The sequence below is a fragment of the Pelosinus propionicus DSM 13327 genome (assembly GCF_900114615.1).
Lineage (GTDB): Bacteria > Bacillota > Negativicutes > DSM-13327 > DSM-13327 > Pelosinus > Pelosinus propionicus.
The window spans coordinates 107,338-123,967 of the sequence record NZ_FOTS01000009.1; the positions used below are offsets into that span (position 1 = coordinate 107,338).

13 protein-coding genes are annotated in these 16,630 nt (G+C 38.8%); 2 read left to right on the forward strand and 11 right to left on the reverse strand.

Annotated features, from left to right (window positions below; genetic code table 11):
* Window positions 1-18 precede the first annotated feature (18 nt).
* From BMZ99_RS06585 to BMZ99_RS06595, 3 genes are all read right to left on the reverse strand, one after another.
* Window positions 19-2,277 (reverse strand): HelD family protein, encoded by a 2,259-nt coding sequence (locus BMZ99_RS06585; RefSeq protein ID WP_090934212.1) that lies wholly within the window; start codon window positions 2,275-2,277, stop codon window positions 19-21.
* A 197-nt stretch (window positions 2,278-2,474) separates the two neighbouring features.
* Window positions 2,475-3,551, reverse strand: coding sequence for a 23S rRNA (adenine(2503)-C(2))-methyltransferase RlmN (rlmN, locus tag BMZ99_RS06590; RefSeq protein WP_090934215.1), 1,077 nt, complete (start codon window positions 3,549-3,551; stop codon window positions 2,475-2,477).
* Between the two features lie 234 nt (window positions 3,552-3,785).
* On the reverse strand, window positions 3,786-4,343 hold the full coding sequence (locus BMZ99_RS06595; RefSeq protein WP_090934218.1) for a hypothetical protein: 558 nt from the start codon (window positions 4,341-4,343) through the stop codon (window positions 3,786-3,788).
* A gap of 213 nt (window positions 4,344-4,556) precedes the next feature.
* Between BMZ99_RS06595 and BMZ99_RS06600 the strand changes: the two genes are divergently transcribed.
* Window positions 4,557-5,159: a spore coat protein gene (locus tag BMZ99_RS06600; protein WP_090934221.1), complete on the forward strand. Its 603-nt coding sequence runs from the start codon at window positions 4,557-4,559 to the stop codon at window positions 5,157-5,159.
* 101 nt (window positions 5,160-5,260) lie between these two features.
* On the opposite strand, the gene BMZ99_RS06605 is transcribed toward BMZ99_RS06600, so the two are convergent.
* The 7 genes from BMZ99_RS06605 to BMZ99_RS06635 form a co-directional block, all read right to left on the reverse strand.
* A complete protein-coding gene (locus BMZ99_RS06605) occupies window positions 5,261-7,003 on the reverse strand; it encodes a sigma-54 interaction domain-containing protein (protein ID WP_090934223.1) in 1,743 nt (580 codons plus the stop codon).
* Window positions 7,004-7,201: 198 nt separating this feature from the next.
* On the reverse strand, window positions 7,202-7,741 hold the full coding sequence (locus BMZ99_RS06610; protein ID WP_090934226.1) for a 2-oxoacid:acceptor oxidoreductase family protein: 540 nt from the start codon (window positions 7,739-7,741) through the stop codon (window positions 7,202-7,204).
* Window position 7,742: 1 nt separating this feature from the next.
* Window positions 7,743-8,489: a thiamine pyrophosphate-dependent enzyme gene (locus tag BMZ99_RS06615; protein WP_090934229.1), complete on the reverse strand. Its 747-nt coding sequence runs from the start codon at window positions 8,487-8,489 to the stop codon at window positions 7,743-7,745.
* Window positions 8,486-9,556, reverse strand: a complete 1,071-nt coding sequence (locus BMZ99_RS06620; RefSeq protein ID WP_090934232.1) for a 3-methyl-2-oxobutanoate dehydrogenase subunit VorB — start codon at window positions 9,554-9,556, stop codon at window positions 8,486-8,488. Before BMZ99_RS06620 ends, BMZ99_RS06615 begins: the two co-directional genes overlap by 4 nt.
* A gap of 16 nt (window positions 9,557-9,572) precedes the next feature.
* Window positions 9,573-9,776 (reverse strand): 4Fe-4S dicluster domain-containing protein, encoded by a 204-nt coding sequence (locus BMZ99_RS06625; protein WP_090934234.1) that lies wholly within the window; start codon window positions 9,774-9,776, stop codon window positions 9,573-9,575.
* A 192-nt stretch (window positions 9,777-9,968) separates the two neighbouring features.
* Window positions 9,969-11,312 (reverse strand): acetyl-CoA hydrolase/transferase family protein, encoded by a 1,344-nt coding sequence (locus tag BMZ99_RS06630; RefSeq protein ID WP_090934236.1) that lies wholly within the window; start codon window positions 11,310-11,312, stop codon window positions 9,969-9,971.
* A gap of 42 nt (window positions 11,313-11,354) precedes the next feature.
* Entirely contained in the window at window positions 11,355-12,437 is a 1,083-nt protein-coding gene (locus BMZ99_RS06635; protein ID WP_090934240.1) for a Glu/Leu/Phe/Val family dehydrogenase, read from the reverse strand.
* Window positions 12,438-12,747: 310 nt separating this feature from the next.
* Between BMZ99_RS06635 and BMZ99_RS06640 the strand changes: the two genes are divergently transcribed.
* Window positions 12,748-13,455, forward strand: a complete 708-nt coding sequence (locus tag BMZ99_RS06640) for an N-acetylmuramoyl-L-alanine amidase family protein (RefSeq protein ID WP_090934243.1) — start codon at window positions 12,748-12,750, stop codon at window positions 13,453-13,455.
* Between the two features lie 12 nt (window positions 13,456-13,467).
* On the opposite strand, the gene BMZ99_RS06645 is transcribed toward BMZ99_RS06640, so the two are convergent.
* Complete coding sequence (locus BMZ99_RS06645) at window positions 13,468-16,623, reverse strand: efflux RND transporter permease subunit (RefSeq protein WP_090934246.1); 3,156 nt, start codon at window positions 16,621-16,623, stop codon at window positions 13,468-13,470.
* Window positions 16,624-16,630: the final 7 nt, after the last annotated feature.

Sequence of the window (16,630 nt, forward strand, 5' to 3'; positions counted from 1 at the left end):
AATGTATAGCAAAACATGTTATTTAGAAATCGGCGTGATTTCATAAAGTTCCTTATCCATTTCTCTTAAGAAAGGTGATGGCTTTCCATAATAAAAAAGATTCAAACGATGCAATGTACGTGTGCAAATTGTATATAATATATGGCGCTCTTCTTCACTGCTAAAGTTAATTGTATCAGCATTTACGACCAACACCGCATCAAATTCTAATCCTTTTGCCAAATAAGACGGAATTACAACAATACCTTGATGGAATGAGTCCTCTTCATCAATCACAAGATTCAGGTCGATTTGTTCTTTTAGTTCAGAAAAAACTTTTTTCGATTGATAGGTATTCTTACAAATAATACCTATTGAATGCCATCCTTCTTTAAGGATCTTTTTAATGGTATGAACGAGAACAGAGGTGTACTCATGGAAGTTTTCAATTTGGGTTACTGTAGGTAAAGATCCTGAACGATTGATTGATTCTACCTTTATTTTATCAGAAAGTATTGCCTGACAAAATGCCTGAATTTGCTTTGTCGATCGGTAACTACGGGTTAGCCGGAAGGCAATTGATTTTTCATTTCCGATAATTTCACTCATATCGTTAAAGCTTGCTGTATTTAAAAATGGATGTACAGCTTGTGCAGGATCTCCTACTACCGTCCAAGTAGAGTTGGGAAAGAGTGTCACAAGGATTTGATATTGCATTCTGGTGTAATCCTGTGCTTCATCAATAATCAAATGTTTAATATCCCGATTTATCGGGAAACCTTGCAGGACACCTTGAAAATAAATAAATCCTGGAGTATCTTCATATGGCAATACACCATTATTTAAGTAAGAAAGGGTTTGTTTTTGAATCGACTGCCATTCTTTAGGAAAATCACCTTTATTTGATGATCTGGCAAGCAGCCAGCCTCCTTTAAATAGTCTTCGATATTCTGCAAGTGGACTCAATTTCGTCAATTTGTCAATTTTCTCGTAAAAGGAACTAAACTCTTCTCGGGCCGCAATTCTTGCCAAAGCTTTAATGGTATTCTCATCAACCTCTTCAGCGCGATTTACAATCTCGGCTTCCTTTTCCTTTCGAACAGCATGAAACAGCGGACGCATTCTGCTTTCGATCACTGCTCTTATCTTTTCTAATCGAATCCTCACTGGCATCTCAGAAAGATTCCCAAGAAAATAATGTTTCCACTCCTCTTTTTTAAAAATCAATTGCCTCCGAAACTCAATATCTGGATATTCATCGACTAAGCTTGTTTGAACCCATTCTAGATATTCTCGTAGAATATTCTCAAATTTGTAGGATGATTTAAAACGTATATTTTCTGCACGCAGGGTCTGCTGGTGATCGCTCCCATTTGACAATACCGTTTCCAGATGAAACGTACGGGTTTCAAGTTTTATGGGAAGCTGGTGCATTGCCTCAAAGACACAATCGTGAAATGTCTTTTGCAGCACATTTTCTTCTCCCATCTCCGGTAAAACATTGGAAATGTAATCGCTAAATAAATGGTTTGGTGAGAGAATCAGAACATTTTTCTCATTAATACTCTTTCTGTCACGATAAAGTAAAAATGCAATCCGATGCAAGGCTACAGAAGTTTTGCCACTACCTGCTGGCCCCTCTACAAACAGTGCTCTATGATTAGCATCTCGAATAATTTGATTTTGCTCACGCTGAATGCTATTAACAATGGTATGCATTTTATCATCAACACTTTTCCCTAGTATCTCTTGCAGAACTTCATCATCTATTTTTAAATCCGCATTAAACATATACTGCATGCAACCGTTTGCTATTTTATATTGACGTTTTAGTATGATCTTTCCATTGATGTTTCCTTCTGAACAATGATAAGCCGCTTCACCTAATCCATAATCATAAAACATGCTCGAAATCGGTGCCCGCCAATCATAAATGAGAAAGTCTCCTGTTTCTTCATCCATTAACGTAGAAATACCAATATATACTTCTTCTTCCTGGGGTTTTATCCCAGCATCTTCTTCTATAAAATCAATACGTCCGAAATAAGGGGAGTTTAGCATCTTTCTTAATTTAAGAGGAGTACTATGAGTTAAAGAAGAAAGTGCTCTCTGACGATTCGCAGTTTCTACCAATTGCGCTTCATCACTTCCACATTTCTCCCAATAATTCAATAACGTTTCTTTAAGCTCAGATTGTTTTACTACGCAATCTTCTTCACTTTTTGCCAGTTGCTTCTTTATTTCTTCAAGAGTTTCCTCTAGTTTTACGGCTTCTTTTTGTCGTTCTTGATCGTCCATTTCGACCTCCATATATAGAAAAGATTATATGACACTTAGGTACCGTCAATCTGTTACCTGAAAAGATCATATCTAGGATTGTATCATAATCTATTTCCTCTGGCTATTGTGCTCAATTTTAGGGATTATAAAATGCAAACCTCCTACCAAAAATTCCTTTCGAATTGGTGCAGGAGGTTTCCTTACTAATGTGTATATTAACCACAATTATTTTCTGTAGATTTTTTGATCTGTTTACTTCTTAATTGTCCACAAGCAGCATCAATATCGGTTCCATGCTCCAAACGCTTGCTGCAATGAATACCATGCTTTTTTAATATGTCATAAAATGTCCGCATGGCTTCTAATTCGCTTCTTTGATACTGACTATGTTCATCCACAGGATTATAGGGTATTAGGTTTACATTTACATTCTTCTTTTTAGCACCAATCAGTTCAGCAAGCTCAAGCGCATGCTCCCTACTATCATTAATATTTTTTAGCAGAATGTATTCTAAGGTAATTCTCCTATTCGTTTTTGACAAGTAGTAATCAACAGCCCTCATTATTTCTTCTATAGAAAAGACACGGTTTATTTTCATGATACGCGATCGAAGTTCATTGTTTGGTGCATGTAGAGAAATGGCTAAGTTAACCTGCAAATTCGTATCAGCAAACTCAACAATTCGATCTGCAAGCCCACTGGTTGATACGGTGATCCGCCTTGCAGCAATTGCTAGCCCGTTATGCTCTTTGATAATTAGTAAAAAATCGATTAGATTTATAAAATTATCAAGTGGTTCGCCAATTCCCATCACTACAACATGACTGACTCTTTCTTCTTGATTCTCTTGATCTAAGTACTGTTCTACTTTCATAATTTGTTCCACAATTTCACCACTGGTCAAATCGCGTTTCTTCTTTAATAAGCCACTTGCACAAAAACTACACCCTATATTACAGCCAACTTGTGTTGTAACACAAACCGACAAACCAAATTTATTTCTCATGAGAACAGTCTCAATTAAATTGCCATCAAACAGCTGAAATAAAAATTTTACCGTACCATCTGCCGCTTCTTGCCTACAGTTTTCTTTTAATGTTTCAATGACAAAGTGATCTGTTAATAATTGAATACACTCTTTATTAACATCCGTCATTTCGGAAAAATGCTTTACTCTTTTCCGATAAACCCATTGCCATACTTGCACTGCACGTGATTTTTTATGTCCACGTTCGATAAGCCATGTTTCTAGTTGATTTAATGTCAATCCATAAAAGGATACTTTGTTCATTCATTGTCCTCTTTTCAAACTAATAAAAATCTCTTTAATTACTATTAGGTACTTGAATCCCCACTCTGTTTCTTATTATCCCAAATTTTTATTATTAAAACAAGAAGAGTCAAATAACCTTCTCATTTCATTCTAAAAGATACTCCCATTATCAATCACCTGCTATCGTAAAACATAAAAAACGCGCTATCCTTGCCGATAGAGCGTATAAATTCCTAAACCCAAAGCAAGTAATCACTTATGGCCCCCTTTAGGCCACCAAAAGCCACCGCCAATGATTATAACTTTTTCACCGTCAGCGTATTTTAAATATTCACCATCTTGTCTAAGTGTAAAGTCATATCTGGCAGGATGCCATCCATCTTTGCCAATAAAGATTCGCTCAGGGGCAATGGATTGACCGTCGAGGGATAGATTAAATTTCACATAGCTCCCATAGGAAAGCTGAAAATCAAGTCCCTTTTCGTCTTGGGCAGTCGTAAAATTATATGTAATTTTATTCTGGCTCTTACTAACTTCAAAATAGTCTTCATTTCCGCCTTGATATTTCCCCAAAACATTCTCAAATCTTCCATCCGTACGAATCGTTCCACTGAAAGTATGAGGAATTCCAGCAGATGTGATTCTTAGATGTAGCCCATCTTTATCCTGCCACAAGAAATACCCTATGATTTTACCTGGCTCAAAGGTAATCGGCCTCTCCTCAGTATTAGGAGAATAAGACGCTACTGCATAGCTGTTAGCACAAAGCGCAACCAGCAAAGCAAAAACTAGAAGCCTCCATTTTTTCATTGTCATCCTCCTCATTTCAATATCTTATTCTTCACTCAATGTAAAATATTATTATCTACAATCCAATATTCGTCATATTTCATTCTTCCCCTTCTACAATATCTATCTAGTGAGATTCACTTATAAAATTCTATCTTCTCTCAATATTTAGAGAATATTTTAAACTGTAATAGGGAAAAATGTCACAGGATCTAAATTTAAGGAGGTATTTTTATGAACTATGGAATGAAACGATCACTACAAGCACAAAAAATGGGAGAAATGGGACGAGGACATATGTTGGTTGAAGCTCATCAATTAGTGCATGTAGGTGAAGCTATGACAACAATGGTTAATTGTATGAATACATTTCGTATGTACCGCCCTCAGCTTCGAGAGTCTCAACTAACGTCTATGATCGATAGACAACTAGAGCATATGATGAGCATGTGTAATAATATCCTCAAATATATGCAAACCAAAGAAATTAACCAGATTATGCCTGAGCGGATCATGGGCTGGCAGTCCAATATCAATCAAATGCATCAACCAATCAATATGAATACCAATCGACTAGATGAGCGTGATATGGTATGTTGTATGGCAAGTTCACTCAAAGCATGCGTCATGTCTTTAAGTGTTGCAACTATGTCTTGCTCTGATGACACTATGCGGAAAATGGTTATGAATTGTTGTACCTCATGTATGAATATGGTCTATGACATGCTGATGCATATGCACCAAAGAGCAATGCACCACGTATCAACAATGCAGGCAAATACCATGCATTCCAATATGCATGTTTATCAGCCCGTGTCAGAAATGCAATACCAATAAAATGACTAAAGACTGCATTTATGCAGCCTTAACTAAGGATCAAGGACTGCTGAAACACAGTCCTTGATCCTTTGAGTTTTCTTTTGCCTTATCATTTCATTTTAAATTTTAAGTTTTTCCATTTTATAGTACAAACTACGAATAGCAATTCCTAGTTGGAGAGCAGTCTGTGTTCGATTTCCATTATTTTTTTTCAAACTATCTTCAATAATTTTACGTTCAACAGCTTCTAACATTTGAGGCAAGCTATTGTGAATCAAGTTCGTATCCATAGCATGAGCAGATTTTATTTCTCGAAAAAATGGTGGGAGATGTCTATTTAAGATTATCGTCTCAGAAAATTGCATGTTTATCAGCGCTCGGCCAAGAACATTTTCTAACTCTCTTACATTTCCTGGCCACAGGTACTCACGAAATACGGCAAAAGCTTCAGAAGAAACTGCGGTTACATTCCTTCCATATTCTTGATTTAGTTTTTCTAATATATGCACAATTAACTGAGGTAAATCTGCCATTCTGTGACGCAATGGCGGAATCACAATAGGAAAAACATTTAATCGATAGTATAAGTCTTCACGAAAGGATCCCTTTTTCACTGCAACATCCAAATTTTGATTTGTAGCAGCAATTACCCGCACATCAATACTCCTAGCTTTTACCCCACCAACCTTCGTGAACTCACGTTCTTGTAAAACTCTTAAGAGCTTTGCTTGAACCATTAAAGGAATCTCACCAATCTCATCTAGAAATATAGTCCCACCGTTTGCTTCTTCAAATAGTCCCTTCTTCCCGCTGCGCAACGCGCCGCTAAAGGCCCCTGCTTCGTACCCAAAAAGTTCACTCTCAAATAAAGTCTCAGGCAGTGCTGCACAATTCACCCGAACAAAAGGCTTATTACTTCGGTAGCTGGCATAATGTATACTATGAGCAAATACTTCTTTTCCCGTTCCGCTTTCTCCAGATAACAGTATCGTCGCAGGTGTTGTTGCAGCATGACGAGATTGCTCTACAGCAATAGACATGGCCGCATCTATTGCTACCATGGTTTCAAACGTATAACGCGGCTGCGATCGATTCACCAGCATTCGTGTGCGGGCTAGCTCCTTACTAAGCCGTTTAATTTCCGAAACATCATGAACTACACCTACACTGCCACACAATTTCCCTTTAATAATAATTGGCGAGACACTTGCTAAAACCTCTCGATTGCCTGGTCCCACCCTTAGGGGAATACCACGTACCGCATCTAAAGTCTTCACAACCTGTAAGTGCATACTCTCTCCTTCTCGGATATCAACAGTAGATAATTTGCCAACTACTTCCTCCTTAGGCATGCCAATGACTTGAGTATAAGCCTGGTTCACCATAATGATCTTACCCTCTTGATCTGCCACCGAAATAGCATCCTGGGTAACATCTATAATTGTTTCTAAAAATTTCTGCATCTCATTCCTAGAAGTAAGTTCTTCCGTTAACTGCTCTACTTCAGTAAATTCTCGAAACACTGCAGCCACACCTACAATTTGATCCTTTTCATCCCGCAGTGGTACGCGATTCGTGACAATATATGTTTCACCGATCATTTGCTTTTGATTCAATTCAGCAATTCCAGTCTCCAATACATAATCGAGACGGCTGCCACTAATAACGTCTCTTGCAAGTTGTCCATATGCATCTTGTACTGGTATGCCTAGTATTCTCTCTGCTGCTATGTTAATAAGAATGATGACCCCCATTTCATTGATAACAATCATCCCATCACTCGCTGCATTAAAAAGATCTCGCAGTTGACGGCTGCCAAAGTCCCACGCAGTTTTAATATCACTTTTATTTATACATTTCATAGTTTCTCCCCCGCACAAATATAGTACCAGAAATGAGATCTATAATAATGACTCTATTATAGCGCATATTTCCATACTAACTTGTAAATTCCTGTTTTATTTTACAAATTAATATAAATAAATACGCAATTTTTTGCATCAAAGTTTGCAAAAAATTGCGTATTTATGATATATATTTATTTTTAATTTTTCCTGTGTCTAGACTGCTATATGCTTGTTTCCTGCTAGTATTGCCAGTTCATTTGGTGCAATAATGGCAGGTTTTTTTGCAAAAATCTTCTTGAATGCTTCCATGATTCGCGAAGTATCTACTACATATCCAAGAGCTGCATTGAGTGCTCCTAAAGCGACCATATTTGCCATTCTTGCGTCTCCCAAGGAACTTGCAATTTCATTGGCAGGAACATTGTAGGTCTTAATGTCATCCCGTTTACTTTTTCGATCAATTAAAGAACTATTTAATATTAATATACCTCCTGGAGACAGCGAAGACTCAAACTTTTCAAATGAAGGTAAATTCATTGCTACTACTGCTGTAGCTTCCGTGACAATAGGGCTGCCTATTGGTTCTTGCGATATAATAACTGAACAGTTTGCTGTCCCACCCCGCATTTCCGGACCATAGGAAGGGATCCAGGAGACATGCGCCCCCTCCAACATTCCAGCGTAGGTCAATAATTGCCCCATAACCATAACACCTTGCCCGCCGAACCCTGCTAGAATCATCTCGTGAGTCATGTTACTCCCCTCCTGCATCTTTAAATACACCCAAAGGATATTGAGGTATCATATTTGTTTCTAACCATTTGACGGCTTCAACAGGCGTCATCCCCCAATTGGTAGGACAGGTAGACAGCACTTCGATCAAGCAAAAACCTTCTCCACTATTTTGTAGCTGAAATGCTTTTTTGATAGCAGCTTTTGCTTTTGCCATATTCGACGGATTATTAACGGCAACCCGCGCAATGAATCGTGCTCCTTGTATCGTAGATAACATCTCGGAAATACATAAAGGGGTACCAACCTGATTCTCATTACGCCCGTAAGGTGAAGTCGTCGTTACTTGATCTACTAATGTGGTAGGGGCCATCTGCCCACCAGTCATCCCATAAATGGCATTATTTATAAAAATAGTCGTAATTTTTTCGCCCCTGGCAGCGGCATGCACGATTTCAGCGCATCCAATTGAAGCAAGATCCCCATCGCCTTGGTAGGTGAATACGGTGGAGTCTGGACATACTCTTTTTACGCCTGTTGCAACCGCAGGTGCACGCCCATGAGATGCTTGAACTATATCAAAATTAAAATAATCATAAGCCAATACCGAGCATCCTACAGGAGCAACACCAATTGTTTGCTTCCGCACTCCCAGTTCATCAATAACCTCAGCAATGATTCGATGAACAATCCCGTGCTGGCATCCAGGGCAGTAATGAAAAGGAACATCAGCTAACGATTCTGGTCTTGCATATAGTTTAGAATTCATTTGACTGCCTCCTTTTCTTTTAAAATAAGGTTGATTTGATTATATATTTCTCTGGAGCTAGGCATCATACCGCCCATACGACCATAAAAATGGACTGGTTTTATTTGTTTTGTAGCAAGACGCACATCTTCTATCATTTGTCCAGCACTAAGCTCTGATACTAAGAAAGCCTTTGTTTGCTGAGCCAACGTTAATAAACGTTCACTAGGAAATGGCCATAAACTTATTGGTCGGAAGAGCCCCACCTTAAGCCCATCTCGTCTAGCCATTTCAACAGCCGACCTGGCTATCCTGGAAGTAATGCCATAAGCCACTACGATTACTTCTGCATCTTCTACGTTAAATTCTTCCCAACGGCATTCTTGTTCCATTATCTTTTGGTACTTATTCTGAAGATGAATATTATGTGCCTCTAATTGTTCTGGCTTTAGATATAAAGAATTAATGACATTTGGCTTTGCTCGTTCTCCCTGCCCATTAGCAGCCCAAGGTTTTTCCTGTGGAACAAGAGGTTTTTCTTCAAGGTTCACTGGTTCCATCATCTGTCCAAGAGCACCATCACCAAGCAGCATCACTGGATTTCGATATTTATCTGCTAACTCAAAGGATAACATTGTTAGATCTGCCATTTCTTGCACCGAGTTAGGAGCCAATACAATATTCCGATGATCCCCGTGTCCTCCGCCTTTCGTCGCCTGAAAGTAATCGGCCTGAGCTGGTTGAATGCTGCCAAGCCCAGGGCCACCTCGCATAATATTAACAATCACACAAGGAAGTTCTGCACCGGCACAATATGAAATACCTTCTGCTTTTAAGCTTATACCTGGGCTGGACGACGAGGTCATGACACGTGCTCCAGCACCAGCAGCTCCATATACCATATTAATGGCTGCAATTTCACTTTCTGCTTGCAAAAATACTCCCTCAATTTGAGGCATTCTTTTTGCCATATATTCCATTAACTCGGTTTGTGGCGTGATCGGATATCCAAAATAGTATCTGCAGCCAGCAACAATTGCGGCTTCGCCGATCGCCTCATTCCCTTTCATTAATCTTGTTTCAGACACATTCACCACTCTCCATCTATTTATGAATTTCAATTACCACATCCGGACAAGCTCTAGCACACATTATGCAACCGATGCACGCCGCTTCATCGGAACAAGCTGCTGGGTGATAACCTTTACTATTTAGAGAATCGCTGATCATAATAATATTCTTTTTACAGGCCACAACACAAAGTCCACAGCCTTTACATCGTTCTTGATTAAATACTGGTTTTGGCATGATTCATTCCTCCTCTTCCCCATACCGATTTTTCTACCTGCCTTATACTCTCAGCAAAATAAGAATGTATAGCCGTAGACAGGCAAAGGAGAAGCATAACTATAAAGCATTGGTAAAAAGAAGGTTGAAGCGTTAGTTATGATCATCCTTTACCATCCTAATTGAGATTTCCCACAGACTATTCACAACTCATTAACTGATTTTATTTGATTTACGCCATATCCCTAACTTCTCGGCACCTTTGATTAACTCTTCCCGAAAATTAGGATGAGCAATTTCAATAATCCTCTCTGCCCTCTCCCAAGTTGATCGTCCAGCCAAATTAGCCATGCCCCATTCTGTTACAAAATAATGGGCTTGTGTTCGGGGGTCTGTTACTACCGCATTCGTGGGCAGGTCTACTACTACTCTTGATTTCATTAACCCAGTCTTTTTATCTATGAAGGTAGAGTTAAAACAAATAAAGCTTTTTCCCTCTTTAGACAAATAACCTCCACTTAAAAAATCAAGCTGCCCGCCCGTGCCGCTAATCTGACGTGAACCTGATGTCTCAGCTGTCACTTGTCCTAAAATGTCAACTTCAACACAACTGTTAATGGTAACAAGATTATCAATATTTGCCATAACAGTTGAGTCATTCGTATAATCAATTGGATAAGAGGCTAATCCGCTATTTCCATCAACCCAATCATATAATTCCTGGCTTCCGGCGCAGAAAGACCAAGCACCTTTTCCTTTGTCAACGTTCTTATATCGATTGGTAATCTTGCCAGCTTTCGCCATTATCAAGTAGGCATCCACTAACATTTCTGTGTGTATAGCCAAATCTCTTAGATCAGACTCTGCAATCATCGTACCTACCGCATTGGGTAACCCCCCCACACCCAATTGAATTGTAGATGCATTATTGATTTCTTTTATAATTAACTTAGCAATCTTTTGATCTGTATCTGTAGCTTCCACAGATTGAATAACTGGCAAATCTGGGTTACTACTTTCTACTATGTAGTCAACATCGCTAATATGAATACAATTTTCTTGTCCTCCTAAAGCAATTGGCAATTTTTCATTAACTTCGAGTATGATAATTTTAGCTTTCTCACAAATAGCCCTAGATGCAGAGTTAGTAAGAGAAAAATTAAAGTATCCATGTCTATCCATTGGAGCAACTGAAAACATGGCCACGTCAACTTCTAGACTCTTACGATAAAATAGAGGCTTATTGCGATAAACCATTGGAATATAGTTGCATAGACCTCGATCACTCAATTTTCTCTCATACGGACTAAAGTGCCAACTATTATAAAAGAAATGTTCTCTTTGGTGATCAGTATTAACGATTTCTAAAGGCCTTAATGAAAAGCCTCCTCTTACCTTTACATTTACTAGTTCATTTTTTCGCGCTGCGAGTGCCTTATCTAAAGCCACGGGTTGGGCTAATGTAAAATTATAATCAACCCAATTACCAGACTGAACGACTTTAACTGCTCTTTCTGCCGTGGTCAATTTAGCACGATAATCTTGCATATAATTCATTTGCTACCTCCACAATTTTATTCCAGCCTGGTTTTTTAACTATTATTTTCTAGCAGGTGATAAAAAAGTACTACGCACTTTTCCTAATGTATCGATCCGCCGCTCAGCTAAAATATCAGCTGCCTTGTAAGTTGGTATATTATCTCTCTTCGAAATGGCAATGATGTCTTCAATATTTCTGTAAATGATTTCTACAGCTTTTAAGGCACGTTCCTTATTGTACTCACCATTCAATTCATCTGCTACATTAATTACCCCTCCAGCATTGATGATATAATCAGGAGCGTATAAGATTCCTTTACTATGCAATAGATCTCCGTGGCGATTTTCTGCCAGTTGATTATTAGCAGCACCTGCAATAATCCGACACTTAAACTGCGGAATGGTATGGTCATTAATAATTGCACCAAGAGCTGTTGGAGTAAAAATATCACAGTCAACACCGTAAATATCATTGGGATTTACTGCTGTCGCTCCCAATTCTTTTACCACGCGTTCTACGTTATGTTCATTAATATCAGCTACAATGAGATTAGCACCTTCTTGATGTAGATGTTTAGCCAAATAATATCCCACATGACCAAGTCCTTGAAGTGCCACAGTTTTCCCTTTCAACTGTTCGCTTCCCCAGACCTCTTTCGCGCAGGCCTGTATGCCTTTTAATACTCCAAATGCAGTGATCGGAGAAGGATCGCCACTCGAACCAGCAATGGCTCCTACACCATTAACATGCCTTGTTTCAAGACTCACGATATCCATATCCTCAACACAGATTCCTACATCCTCCGCTGTGATATAACGCCCATTGAGGCTTTCAACAAATCGACCGAAGGCTCTAAATAATGCCTCACTTTTATCTTTTTTGGGATCTCCAATAATGACTGTTTTCCCGCCGCCAAAATTAAGACCTGCTGCAGCATTTTTAAAAGTCATACCACGAGCCAGCCGCAATGCATCAATAATAGCCTCTTCTTCACTGGGATAAGGCCACATTCTGGTCCCGCCTAATGCTGGTCCCAGTGTCGTATCATGAATCGCAATAATGGCTTTCAAACCCGATGCCTTATCTTGGCAAAATACAAGTTGCTCATAGTCGTAATTTTCCATAGAATTTATAATTTCCATACTGGTTCCCCCTTGAATTAATATTTAAAATATTCTAACTTTTTAAATGAATTGCAAGAAACATGCCATATTAGAAATTGATGGATCATTATAGCAAAATCACTATAAAATGGAGTATCGGCCTGACCAAGTTCTCTGCAATATTTAACACACCTGCAAAATATTGCAGGCTATTTTTTGCAGTCTTCTCTGAAGTATCCCACTGTTTCTATCTTAATCGTTGGGAAATATTACGTTAACCACCGGGAACGAATATAGAGTATAATTTACTTAACTGACCAAAATCTAAAAAATGAGTAAGGATGAATAAATGAAAAGACAGCTACGATTGCCGATTACATTTATAGCTCTGCTGGTGCTTGGAATGACTTCAATATCCACAGCAGCAAATGCCACTGCATATGATTTCCAGAGTCAAAACATCAATACGATTCAAGAATATCAAAGCAAGAAAATCCTTAAAAACAAAGTGATCGTTGTTGACCCTGGTCATGGGGGCAGTGATGCTGGCGCCATTGGTCCTAACAATGTTGCCGAAAAGAATGTTACTTTGGCAATCGCGCGCGACTTACGTGAATTACTTTCTGCCGGAGGAGCAACTGTCATTATGACTCGAACGTCTGATCGAGATGTTGCCATAAATGGATCTTCAGACATTGATGAATTGCAAGCTCGCGTCGATATTGCCAATCATGCGAATGCTGACTTGTTTGTCAGCATTCACACCGATGCCTTTGCCGAACACGGAACTGGTACTACAACTTATTTTTGTCCAGGCAGCAACGATGATCTTGCCCGTTTTGTTCAGGACAATATGGTGAGTCAATTGAATTTGTATGATAGAGGCTCTCAGCCAAGTGATTTTTATGTTCTTAAAAATACAAACATGCCGGCCATATTAACAGAAGCTGCTTTTATTTCTAATCCAAAAGAGGAAAAACTACTTATCAATCGAGAGTTTAATAAAAAGGTAGCTTTGGGAATTTATAACGGAATTAAACAATATTTTAAACAATAAAAAGGAACTTATTTAAAGTTCCTTTTTATCATTTAAGAAAGGGAAGTTGGTTTTCTTATTTTGATTTTTAATCCAATTCGAAAGAAGACTTAGTCTCTTCATTAAATTGATAGGATGGTTCTGAAAGAATAGAAAGATAATCGGAATAATAAGCAGCGTGAACACTGTTGAGCTTAATAAGCCTCCAATTAAAACCCATGCCATACTTACTCTTGTTTCCGAGCCTTCTGTGATTGCCAAAGCTGTGGGCAACATACCGACAACCATGGTGATTGTCGTCATAAAAATGGGTTTCAATCTTGTTTTCCCTGCTTCTATGATAGCATCAAAAGCCCCAACCCCCCGCTCCATTAGCGTTATTGTATAATCGAGGAGCAGCGTTCCATTTTTAGCAACCAAACCGTCCATAACCAAAATACCAATCAGAGAGTATAAATTGATAGTGTTATGGGTAATAAGTAGAAATAACAGTGATCCTATCATCCCTAGTGGAAGAGAAAACATTCGAATGAATGGAGTTAAAAGCGATTCATATAGGACAGCTAACAACATATATACTAATATAAGCGATAAGGCTAGTGCCTGAAACATTTGGCCGAACGTTTCACTCATACTATTTGCCTGCCCCGTGTAACGGTAGCTAATACCAGGCCCTAGGTCTTTAGGCGTTAGTTTTTTTGAAATCTCTTGTAATACTTCATTTAGTGGACGATCGGTAATATTAGCTTGGATTGTTATAGAGCGCTGCTTATCTACCCGCTGCAGCATGACTGGGCCTGTACCCTCACGCAGGACAGCAATATCTCCTAACGATATTTGATGGTTACCAGCCATAACGGGCAGCGATCGGATATCCTGCATTGCAAAGCCATCACTTCCTTTAATCCGAACTGTAATATCCGTATCTTGACCGTCATTAAATGGATCATTGGCATATACGCCAGCCTGCTGTCCGGCAATTGCAGCATTAAAAACATTTGCAACTTCAGCTACTGAGCTATTATAAAATTTTAATCTGTCACGATCAATCGTCATTTGGATTTCAGGCATTCCTTCTGTATAAGAACTGCGAATGTCTTTTATTCCCTGTATTTGCGAAAGTATGGTTTGTGTTTGATAAGAAGACGCAACTAAATTATCCATATTAGATCCTAATAATTGAATTTGTACGGGAGCTCCGCCTCCCCCTCCGCCACTGGCTGAAACTCCAGCTACAGAAGATTGAGATTCATTCACCCTTACAATGACGTTTGGCAATTTTTGTTTTGCATAGGCTCGCACTTGATCAGTAATTTGCCAAACCGTCCGATCACGATCTTTCCGATCAATTAATTGTATGCTAAGTGAACCATTATTACTGGAAGGTGTACCAGCGCTGGACAGATAATTTGTTACTTCAGGAATGGTTGATAGATATTCTTCCAATTCTTTTACAACAAGATCTGACTGCTGAATGTTTTGACCAACTGGCAGTTCTATAGAAATACGAAAACTTCCTTCATCCGTGCGAGGCATATATTCTGAACCGATAATTCCTAAAGGAATTAAGGAAATCGTTGCAAAGAATAAAACCAGTACGGCGGCAATGACTTTTCTACTATTATTTAAACCCCAACGTAAAATCGTCTCATACTTAGCTACTGCACCTTGTTCTATCCGATCCATAAAATTCCAGACTGCACCACGAGGCTCGGTCACCCCCTCTTTAAAGAGGCGCGAAGCAAGCATTGGGGTAAGAGTGAAGGATACAAGCATAGAAAATAAAGTGGCAAAAACGATTGTTAAGCCAAATTGACGAAAGAATTGACCTGTCATCCCTGTCATGAATGCAATGGGCATAAATACGACAACATCACAGAGAGTGATAGCAATGGCTGCCATACCAATTTCATTACGGCCTTCTTCAGCGGCAGTGGCAGCATCTTTGCCCATTTTTAAGTGACGATGAATATTTTCGAGTACAACAATAGAATCATCGACTAGAACACCAATACAAAGAGCCATTCCCATTAAAGACATCATATTGAAGGAAAATCCTGCAATATACATGATGAAAAATGTAGATATCATCGATGTGGGAATTGCAATTATTACAGCAATAGTAGATCTCCAGCCACGCAGAAAAAGATAGAGAATAATACCCGTAGTAATTAGCCCTTCTACCAAACTCCCAAAGGTATTATGTAAAGAATTGGTAACATACTTTGATGCATCTGTAACAACAGTAAAGGTATAATCAGGATATTCAGCACGCAGCGTCTCCAATTGCTGCAAAGTCGAATTCACCGTATCGACAAGACTAGCATCACTGTTTTTATATACCGATAATGAAATTGCATCTGAGCCGTTTACACGACTATAACGGCTCACTCGCTTATCTTTTTCTTGAATGGTTGCAACATCTTTCAATTGTATCGGAATGCTATCCCCATTGGTTACTTGTAATTTGGTGATTTCATCAGGAGTTTTATATTGAGCAAGCAAACGTACATCGGCTTGTGTTTTATCATTGAATACGCTGCCAGAAGGGAGCAAGGTATTCTCACTTTTTATCTTGCTTACAATCTGGTTGATGGCAATATTGTAGAAACGAAGTTTATCTTTATCAAGCTCAATGGAAATTTCCTTATCTCTGCCACCATACAAGGCCACTTCTGAGACCCCATCGCCCCGCTGTAAACGTTCTTTAAAAACGGAATCAGCTTTGGTGTAGGCTTCAGCTAAAGGATGACTGGATGTTACCGCAATTTCTAAAATCGTAGTAGCATTTATATCTCGTTTTACCACAACTGGCTCATCAATGCCATCTGGCAATTTTCGTCGTACCGAGTTCACCTGCTTTGTAGCATCGATAGAAGCAATATCTGCATTTGCTGAAAAGTCAAATTCTAATACGATATTCGCATTTTCTGGTCTGGCAGTAGATGTCATATGCTTTAAATGGGCAACAGAAGACAGAGAATCCTCTAGTGGTTTTATGACTTGCTGTTCCATTTCTTCGGTTCCTGCACCAGCATAATGAACAGAAACAGTAACATAAGGAGTATTTAAGGCTGGCAGCAGTTCAACACCAATACTATGGAGACTATATAAACCAAGTACAACAAAGAATAAGATAATCATCGTTATGCCAATTGGTTTTTGAATAGAGAATTTTGTAATATTCAAAATAACA